13 protein-coding genes are annotated in these 14974 nt (G+C 63.7%); 7 read left to right on the top strand and 6 right to left on the bottom strand.

What is annotated here, in order from left to right; all coding sequences use genetic code 11:
* The first annotated feature begins 88 nt into the window (after positions 1-88).
* Positions 89-580 (top strand): DUF4126 domain-containing protein, encoded by a 492-nt coding sequence (locus BUE09_RS19545; protein ID WP_073303823.1) that lies wholly within the window; start codon positions 89-91, stop codon positions 578-580.
* A 104-nt stretch (positions 581-684) separates the two neighbouring features.
* On the opposite strand, the gene BUE09_RS19540 is transcribed toward BUE09_RS19545, so the two are convergent.
* The 5 genes from BUE09_RS19540 to trpB all read right to left on the bottom strand — a co-directional run bounded on the left by BUE09_RS19540 (position 685) and on the right by trpB (position 6223).
* A complete protein-coding gene (locus tag BUE09_RS19540; RefSeq protein ID WP_073303737.1) occupies positions 685-1479 on the bottom strand; it encodes a hypothetical protein in 795 nt (264 codons plus the stop codon).
* 600 nt (positions 1480-2079) lie between these two features.
* Positions 2080-2922: a glutathione-dependent disulfide-bond oxidoreductase gene (gene yghU / locus BUE09_RS19535; RefSeq protein WP_073303735.1), complete on the bottom strand. Its 843-nt coding sequence runs from the start codon at positions 2920-2922 to the stop codon at positions 2080-2082.
* Positions 2923-3539: 617 nt separating this feature from the next.
* Positions 3540-4031 (bottom strand): GNAT family N-acetyltransferase, encoded by a 492-nt coding sequence (locus BUE09_RS19530; RefSeq protein WP_073303733.1) that lies wholly within the window; start codon positions 4029-4031, stop codon positions 3540-3542.
* A 162-nt stretch (positions 4032-4193) separates the two neighbouring features.
* Positions 4194-5015: a tryptophan synthase subunit alpha gene (trpA, locus tag BUE09_RS19525; protein WP_073303730.1), complete on the bottom strand. Its 822-nt coding sequence runs from the start codon at positions 5013-5015 to the stop codon at positions 4194-4196.
* Positions 5012-6223: a tryptophan synthase subunit beta gene (trpB, locus tag BUE09_RS19520; protein ID WP_019341442.1), complete on the bottom strand. Its 1212-nt coding sequence runs from the start codon at positions 6221-6223 to the stop codon at positions 5012-5014. The genes trpA and trpB overlap by 4 nt, the downstream gene beginning before the upstream one ends.
* 198 nt (positions 6224-6421) lie before the next feature.
* Here trpB and BUE09_RS19515 point away from each other — a divergent pair, with 198 nt between their 5' ends.
* A complete protein-coding gene (locus tag BUE09_RS19515) occupies positions 6422-7306 on the top strand; it encodes a LysR family transcriptional regulator (protein ID WP_073303728.1) in 885 nt (294 codons plus the stop codon).
* A 147-nt stretch (positions 7307-7453) separates the two neighbouring features.
* Here BUE09_RS19515 and galE read toward each other — a convergent pair whose 3' ends face one another.
* The gene (gene galE / locus BUE09_RS19510) at positions 7454-8524 is read right to left on the bottom strand and encodes a UDP-glucose 4-epimerase GalE (RefSeq protein WP_073303726.1); all 1071 of its coding nucleotides are present in this window, start codon (positions 8522-8524) and stop codon (positions 7454-7456) included.
* Between the two features lie 401 nt (positions 8525-8925).
* Here galE and BUE09_RS19505 point away from each other — a divergent pair, with 401 nt between their 5' ends.
* Genes BUE09_RS19505 through BUE09_RS19485 form a run of 5 tightly spaced genes read left to right on the top strand, consistent with a single transcriptional unit; the run spans position 8926 to position 14524 of the window.
* A complete protein-coding gene (locus BUE09_RS19505) occupies positions 8926-10110 on the top strand; it encodes a glycosyltransferase family 1 protein (RefSeq protein ID WP_073303724.1) in 1185 nt (394 codons plus the stop codon).
* Positions 10098-11339 carry a UDP-galactopyranose mutase gene (glf, locus tag BUE09_RS19500; protein WP_073303722.1) on the top strand — a complete coding sequence of 414 codons (1242 nt, stop codon included), beginning with the start codon at positions 10098-10100 and terminating at the stop codon, positions 11337-11339. The genes BUE09_RS19505 and glf overlap by 13 nt, the downstream gene beginning before the upstream one ends.
* 16 nt (positions 11340-11355) lie before the next feature.
* On the top strand, positions 11356-12510 hold the full coding sequence (locus BUE09_RS19495) for a glycoside hydrolase family 1 protein (RefSeq protein WP_073303720.1): 1155 nt from the start codon (positions 11356-11358) through the stop codon (positions 12508-12510).
* Positions 12507-14312, top strand: a complete 1806-nt coding sequence (locus BUE09_RS19490; RefSeq protein ID WP_073303718.1) for an ABC transporter ATP-binding protein — start codon at positions 12507-12509, stop codon at positions 14310-14312. Before BUE09_RS19495 ends, BUE09_RS19490 begins: the two co-directional genes overlap by 4 nt.
* The gene (locus BUE09_RS19485) at positions 14309-14524 is read left to right on the top strand and encodes a KTSC domain-containing protein (protein WP_073303716.1); all 216 of its coding nucleotides are present in this window, start codon (positions 14309-14311) and stop codon (positions 14522-14524) included. The genes BUE09_RS19490 and BUE09_RS19485 overlap by 4 nt, the downstream gene beginning before the upstream one ends.
* Positions 14525-14974: the final 450 nt, after the last annotated feature.

Genomic DNA, 14974 nt, shown 5'->3' with positions numbered 1-14974 from the left:
GCTCGGGTGGCGCCACGAGCTGCAGATCAAGATGAACGGCTGGAGGCCAATCCCGGTCGCACATAAGGAGCAATCGGGAGCCATGCACATGAGCACATCGAGCAATGTTTTATGGGGCGCCTTAGCGCTTGGCCTAGTGACGGGTATGCGCAGCATGCTGGCGCCGACCCTGACCAGCCGGGCGCTGGCTGCGCGGGACGATATCGATGAAGCCGGCGAGCCGGCGCGCACGCTGGCGGCACACCGCACGCGACAATTTCTGATGCCGCTGGCTGCAGGCGAACTACTGGGCGACAAGATGACCTTCGCACCGGACCGGACCATCCTGCCTTCGATGGCGTTTCGTGCGTTGTCCGGCGGGGTGACCGCTGCGGCACTGGCCAGCGCTCGGCAACAGCCGATAGGGCTGCCGATGCTGATTGGCGCGAGCGCAGCATTGGTCGCGTCGAAGGTCGGGTTGAGTCTGCGTAAACCGCATCAGGCCAGGCCGTTGACCAACGCTGCTCTCGGCCTTGCAGAAGATTGCCTGGCGCTGGTGATCGGCAATGCTGGCCTGCAGCGTGCACTGGGCGAGCGCTGACGGGCAACGCCTCGCTCAAGCCAATCGATCAAGCCAATCAATCAAACCACGGGCCGCGCCATGCGGCCCATGATCGCTCAGCGGCTAATGGCTAGCGCTCAGCTTTAGCGCTTGATCACGCAAACGCGGTCAGTGCAGGTGCCTGCATAAGTAGCATCCAGACCTTGCGTCGCGTCCCGAGTGCCGACGGTCTCGCCGGCCAGGCCGCCGCCAGTCGGCGAGGCGGTACCGGCATTTTCCGGGTAGCCGGTGCCGGCGCGTTTGGCGGCGGTGCCAACATCGTAACGGCCGGTGTCGCCGGAGCCCGTGTGGGTCGCCGTCGTATGAGCTGCAGCTGTAGCACCCGTTGTGCCGGTGACCGGCGCGCCTGCCTCGCGATGGGTGCCGGTCAGATGCCCGGTCGCCCCGGCAGCATGGCCGGCGGAACCAACAAAATGCTTATCCAGATGGCTGTCGCCGCCGGTTGCGCCGGCATAGGGGCTGGTGGGTCCGGCATAACCTGGGGTTGAGCCGACACCGTTGTCGTCGATATTGAGCGCGCCGTTGTATTCCAGGGCGTCGCGTGCGCGGATCAGTTGATCCTCGTCGTACACATCCACCGCGAGCACCAGTGAGCCTCGGCGCACGGCTTCCGGGTAGGCCGCGGCGTGGCGACGGTGCTCTTCGTGCGGCTCATGGCCGAACAACGATTTGAAGAAGTGCGCGACCTTGGACTCGTGGTGCTCACGGTCGACAGTGCCGCCGTCGGTTGAGTAGGGCGCGTCGTAGGCATGAATGTTTGCGCTGTCGGCACCTACGGAGTGGATCTGCTCCTGAGGGATGCCCCGCGCCATCAGGTCGCCCTGGGTACGGTTGGCATCGGTCAGCGTCGCGAACGCTGCGACAAGTGTGTGTTTCATGGTTCACCTCGCGTTGTGTTGCACAACTGGGTTATCCGAGCACTGCGCTTATCCCGGGGCTGATGAGTACAGCTGCCGTAACGCTGGAAGCCCATCTGCTCCTCAGAGCAGCGCTCATGAATATTGGGTCTGGCGGGCCGGCCATAGTTCAGAAAATAAGTGGCAGCAGGTCGGGGCGCTTCGGTTGACAGGGCAGCTGAGATGGGGAGTCGTCAGCGCGCGTTTTAGGAGGCTTTCCGTAGGAGCGGTCTTGACCGCGAATGGTGCGACGCCGGTTCACGGGTTGACTGGCCTTAAACGGGCGCCACTTGTAATGAGCCTGATGTGGGCGTTGAGTTGCGCAAGCTTCGCGGTCAAGACCGCTCCCACGGGCCTGCGTGGTTTTACGGGTGAGGATGCTGTCTGCGACTCCGCGTCGCCCCCACGGGCCTGCGTGGTTTGCGGGTGGGGATGCTGTCTGCGGTCCGCGTCACTCAAGCGGTGAAGGCCGCTCACACGGGCCTGTGTGGTTTGCGGGTGCGGATGCTGTCTGCGGTCCGCGTCGCTCAAACGGTGAACCCAGGCGGGCCGAACGCGACTGGGCGTCCAGCCCCTTGCCGATCAGTCCAGATCCGCTGCGCTGTGACGTTCAGGCGCCTGTTCGGATTCGTCGCCCCAGGTGCGGTTGACCTTGCGCCCGCGGATCACGCCTGGTCGCTCGGCCACTTCAGCGGCCCAGCGCTGTACGTGTTTGTAGTCCTGCACCGAGAGGAACTCACCGGCGTCGTACAGCTCACCGAGGGCCAGCACGCCGTACCAGGGCCAGATGGCCATGTCGGCGATGGTGAATTCATCGCCGGTGATGTAGCGGTTCTCGGCCAGTTGGCGATCCAACACGTCGAGCTGGCGCTTGACCTCCATCGCGTAACGATTGATCGGGTACTCGTACTTCTCCGGCGCGTAGGCGTAGAAATGCCCGAAGCCGCCGCCGAGGAAGGGCGCCGAGCCCATCTGCCAGCACAGCCAGTTCAGGGTTTCGGTGCGCGCGCGGGTTTCGGTCGGCAGAAAGGCGCCGAATTTCTCGGCCAGATAGACCAGGATCGAGCCGGACTCGAACACCCGCAGCGGCTCGCCGTCGACGCTGTGGTCGGCCAATGCCGGAATCTTCGAGTTCGGGTTGAGCCCGACAAAGCCACTGCCGAACTGGTCGCCGTCACCGATCTTGATCAGCCAGGCGTCATATTCCGCACCGCTGTGGCGGAGGGCGAGCAGCTCTTCGAGCATGATCGAGACCTTCACCCCGTTGGGTGTGGCCAGGGAGTAGAGCTGCAGCGGATGCTTGCCCACCGGCAGCGCCTTCTCTTCCCGCGCACCGGCGGTAGGGGCGTTGATGTTGGCAAATTTGCCGCCCGAAGGCGCGTCGTGGGTCCAGACTTTCGGCGGTACGTAAGTGCTTTCGGGCATGAACAATCTCCTCGCGTGGTACTGGGGATGTGCAGGGCATGCTACGCGTTCGGTCATCGCTGTCGAAATCAAGCAGATCGATATTGGTCATCGATGGGCGATGGTTGGTTCTGCGATGGCCAGACGACCAAGTCCCGAAGGACCGCAGCAGGGCCGCAACAATCGTAGGGTGGGCTTCAGCCCACCAAGACCATCGGGCGGCGATGATGGGTCAGGTTGTTCGCTTGGTTCCGAGCGTAGGCGGTGGGCTAAAGCCCACCCTACGGCTGCGGCCTGGACGATGCATCGGTGACATCGCGACCTCGTAGGGTGGGCTTCAGCCCGCCAAGACTATCGGGCGGCGATAATGGGCCAGGTTGTTCGCTTGGCTCCGAGCGGTAGGCGGTGGGCTAAAGCCCACCCTACGGCTGCGGCCGGACGGAGCGTCGGTAATATCGCGACCTCGTAGGGTGGGCTTCAGCCCACCAAGACCATCGGACGGCGATGATGGGTCAGGCTGTTCGCTTGGCTCCGAGCGGTAGGCGGTGGGCTAAAGCCCACCCTACGGTTCACCGGCGCCGGGCGGCGCGTACGCCTCCGGACCGCTCTCGGCACAGCCCAAGCACACCCTCGCCGCGCTATGCGCTAGCGTTAGCGCTCAATAGACGCATATGAATCAGCGCCACCCGGCTGCCTTGTTGATCGACACGCTCCTCGATGGCAAACGGCTCGAACCCAAGTTTGGGGTAGAGCAGCAGGCCGGCAGCGTTCTGATTGAAACAGGAGACCGTCACCTCACGGGCCTGGTACTGGCTGAACGCAAGGCTGATCATCTGCTCCATCAGGTACCGAGCGGCGCCTCGTCCGCGCGCAGCGGGAGCGACTACGACATTGCCTATCGAACAGCGTCCTTTCATTTCCCAGCGGTAGAAATTGGCGAATGCCACAACCTTGCCGCCCAGCTCAACCACGGTTGCATCTGCGCGCTCGGCAATTGCCTGGCGTAGCTGCGTATGGGTGAGTGGAAACTGAGCTTTTGGGAAAAAGAAGAACAGCTCCTGCGCATCCTGAGCGAAACCGCACACTGCTTGAAGATCCAGTTCGGTGGCTGGGCGGTGCGTCATGGGCATAGGTGAGCCTTCCTCGGGCGATCTCGATGTGAAGGGCGAACGGGGCGAGCCCGTTCTCTTGCGCTATTGAGCCTGATTGATCGTCCGGCACAATCGTGGCCGATACGAAAAAGCCGCTGCCTGAGTAGACGAGGCAGCGGCTTCGGTGCAACCGGCTGAACGTCAGCCGCGTGCGCCGCGTATTCCGGCACTGATCTCGCGACACAGCCCAAGCACACCCTCGACGGCTTGCTCGGAGGTTTCGGCACTGGCGATCTTGTCGATCAATGCCGAGCCGACCACCACGCCTTCGCTCAGGCGTGCAATCGCAGCGGCCTGGTCCGGTGTGCGGATGCCAAAGCCGACGCATACCGGCAGATCGGTGTGGCGCTTCAACCGCGCTACGGCTTCTTCGACGTGCTCCAGCGTCGCGGAACCGGCGCCGGTCACGCCGGCCACCGACACGTAATAGACGAAGCCCGAGCTGCCGTTGAGCACGGTGGGCAGGCGCTGGTCGTCGGTGGTCGGCGTGGTCAGACGGATGAAGTCGATGCCCACGGCCTGGGCCGGGTCGCAGAGGTCTTCGTTATGCTCAGGCGGCAGGTCGACCACGATCAGCCCATCAACGCCGGCTTCCACGGCCTCAGCGAGGAAGCGCTCGACGCCCATCTTGTGGATGGGGTTGAAGTAGCCCATCAGCACCAGTGGCGTGGTTTGGTTGTCCTGGCGGAAGTCGCGAACCATCTGCAACGTCTTGGCCAGATCCTGCTTGGCGGCCAGGGCGCGGATGTTGGCCAGTTGGATCGCCGGGCCGTCGGCCATCGGGTCGGTGAAGGGCATGCCCAGCTCGATCACATCGGCGCCAGCGGCGGGCAGACCCTTGAGGATTTCCAGCGAGGTGGCGTAGTCCGGATCGCCAGCAGTGATGAAGGTCACCAGGGCCGCACGGTTTTCCTGTTTTAGTTGCTCGAAGCGGGTGTGCAGGCGGGAGTTCACCGAGCTCATATATGTTCTTCCTGTTCGTCGTAGTGGTGCATGACGGTCTGCATGTCCTTGTCGCCGCGGCCGGAGAGGTTGACCACCATCAGATGATCTTTCGGCAGGGTTGGCGCGCGTTTGAAAACTTCGGCCAGTGCGTGGGCGCTCTCCAGCGCGGGGATGATGCCTTCCAGACGGCAGCACTTGTGGAAGGCGGCGAGCGCTTCTTTATCGGTGATCGAGGTGTACTCGACACGGCCGATGTCGTGCAGCCAGGCGTGCTCGGGGCCAATGCCTGGGTAGTCGAGGCCGGCGGAAATAGAGTGGGCGTCGATGATCTGACCGTCGTCGTCCTGCAGCAGGAAGGTGCGGTTGCCGTGCAGCACGCCCGGCACGCCGCCGTTGAGGCTGGCGGCATGCTTGCCGGATTCGATGCCATGGCCGGCTGCTTCGACGCCGATAATGGCTACGCTCTGGTCATCGAGGAAGGGGTGGAACAGGCCCATGGCGTTGGAGCCGCCGCCGATACAGGCGACCAGCGTATCGGGCAGGCGGCCTTCCTGAGCCATCATCTGGTCGCGGGTTTCCTTGCCGATCACCGCCTGGAAGTCGCGGACCATGGCCGGGTAGGGGTGCGGGCCGGCGACGGTGCCGATCAGGTAGAAGGTGTCGTGGATGTTGGTCACCCAGTCGCGCAGGGCTTCGTTCATCGCGTCTTTCAGCGTGCCGGTGCCGGCGGTGACCGGGATCACCGTGGCGCCGAGCAGCTTCATGCGGAAGACGTTGGCCTGCTGGCGCTCGATGTCGGTGGTGCCCATGTAGATCACGCACTGCATGCCGAAGCGCGCGGCGACGGTGGCGGTGGCCACACCGTGCATGCCGGCGCCGGTCTCGGCGATAATGCGCTGCTTGCCCATGCGCCGCGCCAGCAGGATCTGGCCGATGCAATTGTTGATCTTGTGCGCGCCGGTGTGGTTCAGCTCTTCGCGCTTGAGGTAGATCTTCGCGCCGCCGCAATGCTCGGTCAGGCGCTCGGCGAAATACAGCGGGGAAGGGCGGCCGACATAATCGCGCTGGAAGTAGGCCAGCTCTTTGGCAAATTCCGGATCTTGCTTGGCTTTTTCGTATTCGGCGGCCAGCTCATGGATGAGTGGCATCAGGGTTTCGGCGACGTACTGACCGCCGAAGTGGCCGAACAGGCCCTTGGCGTCAGGGCCGTTGCGCAATGAGGTCATGTCGGGCTCCAGTTGAGATTCAAAGCGGCAGCATCTTGGGTCGGAGCGGTCTCGACCGCGAAGCTGTCAGTCGAATTCGCGGTCAAGACCGCTCCCACAACGTGCCTGGTCGGCACGTCTGCGATGGCCAAAGGTTACGGCTCCCGGCGCTCAGAAAAAAGCGATAAGATCGCCGCAATATGTCAGGAAATATCACGTATGAGCCAGAGCCTTCCCCCTCTCAATGCACTGCGTGCTTTCGAAGCGGCGGCACGCCTGCAGAGTGTAAGCCAAGCGGCAGTGGAGCTCAGCGTGACCCACGGGGCCGTCAGTCGGCAGATCCGCCTGCTCGAAGACGACCTTGGCGTCGCGTTGTTCAGCAAAGATGGCCGCGGCGTTAAACTCACCGATGCGGGCCTGCGCTTGCGTGATGCGGCGGGTGAGGCGTTCGCGCGGCTACGCGACACCTGCGCCGAGCTGCGCCAGCAGACCATCGATGCGCCGTTTGTGCTCGGCTGCCCGGGCAGCCTGCTGGCGCGTTGGTTCATCCCGCGGCTCGACCGACTCAACCGCGAGCCGCCCGATCTGCGCTTGCAGTTGTCCGCCAGCGAGGGCGAACTGGACCCGCGGCGCCCGGGGCTGGACGCCACTCTGTTGTACGCCGAGCCGCCGTGGCCGGCTGATATGCAGGTTTTCGAGCTGGCCACCGAGTGCATTGGGCCGGTGCTCAGCCCGCATCATCCGAACTGCGCCGCGCTGCGCCAGGCACCGCCGGCGGTGTTGTTCAGCGAAGCGCTGTTGTTTACCTCCTCTCGACCGCAGGCGTGGCCAGCCTGGGCTCAGGGTAATGGCCTTGATCCGGCTGGGTTACGCATGGGGCAGGGCTTCGAGCATCTCTATTTTCTGCTGGAAGCGGCGCTGGCCGGGCTAGGCGTAGCTATCGCACCGCAACAGCTGGTCGCCGATGACCTGCGCCATGGCCGCCTGCTGGCGCCCTGGGGCTTCGTCGAAACAGGAGCACGGCTGGCGCTCTGGGTACCGTCACGCCGCACGGATCGACGCGCTGAGCGATTGGCGGACTGGCTGCGCCAGCAGCTAGCTTAATAGAGCCCGCACCATAAGGTGCGACGTGAACCCTCAGCTCACTGGCGCAGTACAGCGAACTGTCGGCTCGATGCGTCGAAGATTCGCGCCGAATTGATCTGCAGCGCCCCTAAGCCGGACTGGGTTGGGCACCCGAACGGCGGGTGCTCAGCTGGCCATTGCCGTACTGCTGTTCGCCGCCACATGAGTGATGGTCGCGGGTTCCCCGGACGTATAGCCCTGAGGGTTGCGACTTTGCCAGCGCCAGGCATCGGTGAGCATGGTGAGCAGGTCTCGTTCGGCCACCCAGCCCAGATCATCGCGGGCCTTGCTCGGGTCAGACCAGCATTGCGCGACATCCCCCGGACGTCGCGCCTTGAACACGTGCGGCAAGGGCCGACCAATGACCTCCTCAAATGCGGTCATCATCTGTCGTACCGAATAACCGCGGCCGGTGCCAAGGTTCCACGTGGAAACACCGTGGACTAGATTAAGCCGCTCCAGTGCTTTCAGATGTCCCTTGGCCAGATCCACTACGTGGATGTAATCCCGTACGCCGGTACCGTCCGGCGTCGGGTAGTCGGCGCCGTATACGTTCAATTGCTTACGACGGCCGACCGCTACCTGCAGCATGTAGGGCAACAGGTTATTGGGGATGCCGTTGGGGTCTTCGCCGATAAGGCCAGACTCGTGTGCGCCGATCGGGTTGAAATAGCGCAGCAGGGCGATTGACCAGCGCGGGTCGGAATCGGCTAGGCCCATGAGCACGTTTTCTGCCATCAGCTTGGACTGGCCATAGGGATTGGTCGGAAGGCCGGTTGGGCAGCTTTCGGTGATCGGCATCCTGGGCGAATCGCCGTAGACAGTCGCGGATGAGCTGAACACCAGCTTGAAGACGCCGGCTTCGGCCATCGCCTGACACAACGCGATGCTGCCGCTGACGTTGGTCTCGTAATAGCGCAGCGGTTCGCGAACGCTTTCGCCTACCGCCTTGAGGCCGGCGAAGTGCAGCACCGCTGTGACCGGATAAGAGGCGAACAGCGCTTTGAGCAATGCGCGATTGCGCACATCGCCTTTGACGAACTGAACCTTGCGGCCGGCCAGTTGCTCGGCCCGGTCCAGTGCGACTTTCGAACTGTTGCAGAGATTGTCCAGCACCACCACTTCGTGGCCCGCCAGGAGCAGCTCCAGCACCGCATGCGACCCGATGTATCCCGCTCCACCTGTGACCAGAATCATGTCTACCTCGCCTAGCAAATTATCCGACGCGCACGGGAGCGCACGGCTGACCGTATGAGCGCGGCCGCTGCAAGCATCTCCAGGGTTGGGTCGGCGAATCGGGCGGTACTGACTGCAGGAAGCACACAGCGCCGATGCCGGGGTGAATCAGGCGTCCTGTGATAAGGACGGAGGAAGGTGCGAGCAAGTTCCAACGAAGCGGCAGTCAGCCGATGACCGACCTCTGCAGTAGGGCATGGGGAACCTTGGATCGTCTGCTGCCGTCCATAGCCGGCGGGCAGCGCTGGCGGGTTGGATTTTCTGCTATCGCGCCATCAGGTTTTGCTTGCGCGGGCTGCGCAGGCTTATGCGATGCGGCAGAACGGACTCTGAAGGGCATTGCCACCCTTTACGAGGTTTCCATGAGCTGGGCCGGCCCCTACCAATACGAAATTGGCAAATCCCCCGATAAACAAGCGACGCCACCCGAAGTCGTCTTCGACGAGCTGGTGCCGACCTTGCTGTGCCTGTCGCATCTGCGCTGGAGCTTTGTCTACCAACGCCCGCAGCACCTTATGTCGCGGTTCGCGCGCGATTTCAACGTGCTGTTCGTCGAAGAGCCAATACCCACCGAGGACGCCCAGCCCTGGCTGGAAGTGCGTCCCGAGGAAAACGGCGTGCAGGTGCTGATCCCGCGCTTGCCCCAGGGTTGCGAAGGCGAAACGGCCCTGCGGGTTCAGCGCGACTTGCTCGATGGCTACCTCAAGAAGCTCGGCGTCAATGACCTGCTGCTCTGGTACTACACGCCGATGGCGTTGGGTTATGCCGATCACTTGAAGCCCAGGCTCACGGTCTACGACTGTATGGACGAGCTCTCGGCCTTTCGCGGCGCCCCGCCAGAACTGGTGCAGCGCGAGCGTGAGTTGCTGCAGCGCGCCGATCTGGTCTTCACCGGCGGCTACAGCATCTGGGAAGCCAAGCGCGAGCTGCACGACAACGCCTTTGCCTTTCCCAGCAGCGTCGACGTGGCGCACTTCGCTGAGGCCCGGCGGACCCAGGCCGATCTCGACGATCAGGCCGAGATTCCCCACCCGCGATTGGGCTTCTACGGTGTGATCGACGAGCGCTTCGATATCGAACTGGTCGCCGACATGGCGGAAAAACGCCCTGACTGGCAGTTCGCGCTGGTCGGCCCGGTGGTCAAGATCGACCCGGCGGACCTGCCTCAGCGCGACAACATTCACTACCTGGGCGGCAAGACGTACGACGAGCTGCCGCGCTACCTGTCCGGCTGGGACGTGGCCATCATGCCATTCGCGATGAACGAGTCGACCCGTTTCATCAGCCCGACCAAAACCCCGGAATACCTCGCGGGCGGTTGCCCGGTGGTGTCCACGCCGATCAAGGACGTGGTGCGCACCTACGGCGACACCGAGATCGTCTATATCGCCGACACGCCCGATGCGTTCATCGATGCCGTGGAAAAGGCGCTGGTCGATGCGGAAGACCGCGATCGTTTGTTGAAAACCGCCGACGACATTCTCGGTGACATGTCCTGGGACCACACCTGGGCGCTGATGAAGGAGAAGATGCAATGCGCGATGTGAGCCTGCAAGACAGGAATACCGAGCATGCAGGCGGCGGCACCAGCAACGGCTCGTCCAGCAGTCGCCGTGGCTTCGACTACCTGATCGTCGGTGCCGGTTTTGCCGGCAGCGTGCTGGCCGAGCGCCTGGCCGCCGGGCTGAACAAGCGCGTGCTGGTGGTCGACCGCCGGCCGCATATCGGCGGCAATGCATACGATCATTACGACGAAGCCGGTGTATTGATCCACCGCTACGGCCCGCACATCTTCCACACCAACGCCCAGCGCATCGTCGACTACCTGTCGCGCTTCACCGAATGGCGCCCCTACGAGCATCGCGTGCTCGCCCAGGTGGACGGTCAGGAAGTACCGATCCCGATCAATATGACCACGCTGAACAAACTCTACGGCCTGACCATGACCACCGAACAGGAAGCAGCGGACTTCCTCGCCAGCCGTGCCGAGCCGGTAGAGCACATCCAGACCAGCGAAGACGTGGTGATCAACGGCATCGGCCGTGAACTGTATCAGAAGTTTTTCCGCGGCTACACGCGCAAGCAGTGGGGGCTCGATCCGTCGCAGCTGGACAAGTCGGTGACCTCGCGCATTCCCACGCGTACCAACACCGATGATCGCTACTTCACCGACACCTTTCAGCAGATGCCCAAGCACGGCTACACCAAGATGTTCGAGAAGATGCTCGCGCACCCGAACATCAAGGTGATGATCAACACCGACTACCGGGAGATCCGCGACGAGGTGCAGTTCGACCATCTGATCTTCTGCGGGCCGATCGACGAATACTTCGACTACCGCTTCGGCAAGCTGCCGTACCGCTCGCTGAAGTTCGAGCACAAGCAGCTCGATCAGGAACAATTTCAGGCGGTCGGCACGGTCAACTACCCAAGCGAGGATGTGCCCTACACCCGCATCAGCGAGTACAAGCACCTCACGGGGCAGGTCCACCCGAAGACCAGCATCACCTATGAATACCCCTCGGCCGAGGGCGACCCCTACTACCCGATCCCGCGTCCGGAAAATGCCGAGCTGTACAAGCGCTACCAGAAGCTGGCGGACGAGACGCCGGGCGTCACCTTCGTCGGCCGGCTCGGCACGTACAAGTACTACAACATGGATCAGGTGGTGGGTCAGGCGCTGGCGCTGTACAAGCGCATCGAAGAAGCCGAGGTCGGCGCCGCAGCCGGCGAAAGCGCCGAACACCGTCAATCGCTGGCCGTACAGGCCCCCTGAAAAACTGAGAGCGAAGATGCATCAGCCCACGCTTTTTAAAAGTTTTTTCATGGGCGGGTTCGAATGCTCGAACCACCGCCGCAGCGATGGTCGCCGTCTCGATCTGCTGGCGGCCACCGGCCATGACCGCTGGGCCGCGCATGACTACGGCGTGTTGCACCGTCACGGTCTGCACAGCGTGCGCGACGGCTTGCGCTGGCACTTGATCGAGCGCGAGCCGGGCCGGTATGACTGGTCGAGCTTCCAGCCCATGCTGCAGGCGGCGCAGCGCCAGGGCACCCAGGTTATCTGGGATCTGTGTCATTACGGCTGGCCGGACGACATCGACATCTGGCGGCCGCAGTTCGTTGAACGTTTTGCCCGGTATGCGGCGGCGGCGGCGCAGTTGATCAAGGACGAAACCGATACGGTGCCTTTCTACGCGCCGCTGAACGAGATTTCGTTCTGGGCCTGGGCGGGTGGTGATGAGGCGTACTTCAACCCGATGGCTCGTGGTCGCGGCTTCGAACTCAAGCATCAGCTGGTCCGCGCGACCATCGCGGCGATGCAGGCGATCCGTGACGTGGAGCCGCGGGCACGCTTCGTTCAGGTCGATCCGGCCATTCACGTCGTCGCACCCAACGACCGGCCCGGGCCGCAGCGTGAGGCGGAGCGCTTTCGTCAGTCGCAGTTCGAGGCTTGGGACATGCTCTGTGGCGAGCAGTGGCCGGGCCTCGGCGGGGCGCCGGAGTACCTCGACGTATTGGGCGTGAATTACTACTCCGACAACCAGTGGTACCACGGTGACGGCCGCACCATCGACCGCGACAATCCGGACTATCGGCCCTTCAAGGGGATTCTCAGCGAAATCTGGCAGCGCTATCAGCGGCCCTTGCTGATCGCCGAAACTGGCGCCGAGGGCGATGTGCGTGGCGACTGGCTGCGCTATGTCAGTGAACAGGCCGGGCTGGCGATGCAGCGCGGGGTTCCGGTGGAGGGCATCTGCCTGTATCCCGTGCTGGATTACCCCGGCTGGACCGACGAACGGCATTGCCCGGTGGGGCTGCTGGGTTTCCCCGACGAGAATGGCAACCGCTGCGTCCACGAAGGGCTCGCCGACGAGTTGCGCCTGCAGCAAATGCGCTTCAGCCAGTTCAACCACGCTGTGCAGCTCGCCGACGCCCTGTCATGAACGCCCCGGAGAAGGCACCCCAGGCGAAACCGCAGCCGGTGCCGCTGCCGAGCCGACCGGTCCCCTTTCTCTGGCATTACATTTGTGCGCGGCCCTGGCACTTCGGCGGCTTGCTGGCGCTGATCATCGGTGCGGCCAGCTGCGCGGTGGCCGTGCAGTACGGCATGAAGCTGCTGGTCGACGCCATGGCACAAGGCACCGCGGACCGCGGCTCGGCCAACGTGTGGTGGCCACTGGGCCTGTTCATCAGCCTGATCGTCATTGAAAACGTGTTCTGGCGCCTCGGCGGCTGGCTTGGCTGCCGCACCGTCGTCGCCAGCGTGGTGGACTTGCGCGTCGACCTGTTCAAGCACCTGACCGGGCACCCGATGCGCTACTTCACCGAGCACTTCGCCGGCTCGCTGGGCAATCGGATCTCCGCCCTTGGCCAGGCGGCGGGCGCGATCTATGGAGGCTTGGCGTGGAAGATCGTCCCGCCCATTATCGATTTCATCGGCGCGGTGGTGGTGCTGTTGACCGTGGACGTACGCATGGCCGTGGCGCTGATCCTGTTCGTTGCTATCGTTGCCGCGCTGATTACCGGCTTTGGCATTCGCGGCCGGGCCAAGCACCAGCGTTTCGCGGCCCAGTCGGCGCGCGTCGGGGGAGAGCTGGTGGATGCGGTTTCCAACGTGTGGACCATCAAAGCGTTCTCCGCCCGCGACCGCGAGGCCGAGCGACTGGCGCAGGAAATCGGCTACGAAGCCCGCGCGCAGCGGCGCAGTTGGATGTACCTGGAAAAAGCCCGGGTGATGCACGACATCTGCCTGTCAGTTATGGCCGGCGGCATGCTGATCTGGGCGATCAGCCTGTGGGTGGGCGGTGAAGTGACGGCCGGTGACGTGGTGCTGGTCAGTGCGCTGACCTTCCGCATTCTGCACGGCTCGCGGGATCTGGCGCTGGCGCTGGTGGATGCGACCCAGCAGATCGGTGCCATCGACGACACCTTGCGCATCATCGTCCAGCCGCATGGCCTGGAAGACAGCGACAACCAGCTGCTGCTGGCGGAGGGAGGCATCACCTTCGAGCGCGTCAGCTTCAGCTATCCGGACCGCGGTGCGGTGTTCGAGGCGCTGGACCTGCACATACCGGCGGGGCAGAAGGTCGGTGTGGTGGGCTCGTCAGGCGCTGGCAAGTCGACGCTGATCCATCTCATCCAGCGCCTCGACGACGTTCAGGACGGCCGCATTCTCATCGACGGTCAGGACATCCGCAGCGTCAGCCAGGACAGCCTGCGGGAGAAGATTGCGGTGGTGCCGCAGGAGACGGCGCTGTTTAACCGCAGCATTCGCGAGAACATTCGCTATGGTCGCCCCGGCGCGACCGACGACGAGGTGGTGGAAGCCGCACGCAGCGCGTTCTGCGATGCCTTCATCCGTCAGCTGCCGCAGGGCTACGATACGCTTGTCGGCGAGCGTGGTGTGATGCTCTCCGGCGGGCAGCGCCAGCGCCTGGGCATCGCCCGGGCCTTTCTGAAGAACGCGCCGATCCTGATCCTCGACGAGGCGACGTCGGCGCTGGATACCCAGTCCGAAGCCGAGATCCAGGTCGCGCTCAACGATCTGGTGCACAACCGCACGGTGGTGGCGGTGGCGCATCGGCTCTCGACCTTGGCGAGCTTCGATCGCATCGTCGTGCTGCGTGACGGGCGCATCGTCGAGGACGGCCCGCCCCATGAGCTGCGCAACCGTGGCGGCGCATTCGACGCGCTGTGGCGAATGCAGGCCGAAGGTTTCAAGGCGCAGCCCGATCCGGCCGCATGAAGCGCGTCGCGGTCAATTCCCGCAGCCTTCAGGCGTTGGGGTACGACCCCGAAGAGCGCGTCCTGGAGGTGCTGTTTCACAACGGCTCGCTGTACCGCTACGAACAGGTGCCAGCTGACGTGGTGCAGGCGCTGCTGGAAGCCGATTCCCTGGGACGCCATTTCAATCAGGTATTCAAGGCGCAGCATTACCCCTACCGGCGTATCAGATAACCCGTCCGTGTGTGTCGAAAAACTCGCGGTCGAGACCGCTCCCACAAAAGCCCAGCCCGCCGCCATCAGCTACCCGTGGGAGCGGTCTTGACCGCGAATGCCGGCTGTAAGCCAGCTCATGATCGGAAGGCGTCGGTCTCGGACGCTTCGGATGGCGCTGGAGCCATGTAGGGTGGGTTTCAGCCCACCAGAGGGGGTGAGTGTACCGGTGGGCTAAAGCCCACCCTACAGTGCTCGCGGTCGAGACCGCTCCCACAAAAGCCCGGCCCGCCGCCATAGCCCACCCGTGGGAGCGGTCTTGACCGCGAATGCCGGCTGTAAGCCAGCTCATGATCGGAAGGTGTCAGTCTCGCATTGGACTTGCCCCTATCAAACCGGACACCGCAACCCTGTTAAGTTGATGTTACAGCCAACCGCCTGAACTCCCGAGGCGAGCGGTACTTCAGTGCG

This window comes from Stutzerimonas xanthomarina DSM 18231 (assembly GCF_900129835.1).
GTDB lineage: Bacteria > Pseudomonadota > Gammaproteobacteria > Pseudomonadales > Pseudomonadaceae > Stutzerimonas > Stutzerimonas xanthomarina.
Note: the sequence above shows the minus strand (reverse complement) of the source record. Positions and strands in the feature narration are given on the sequence as shown.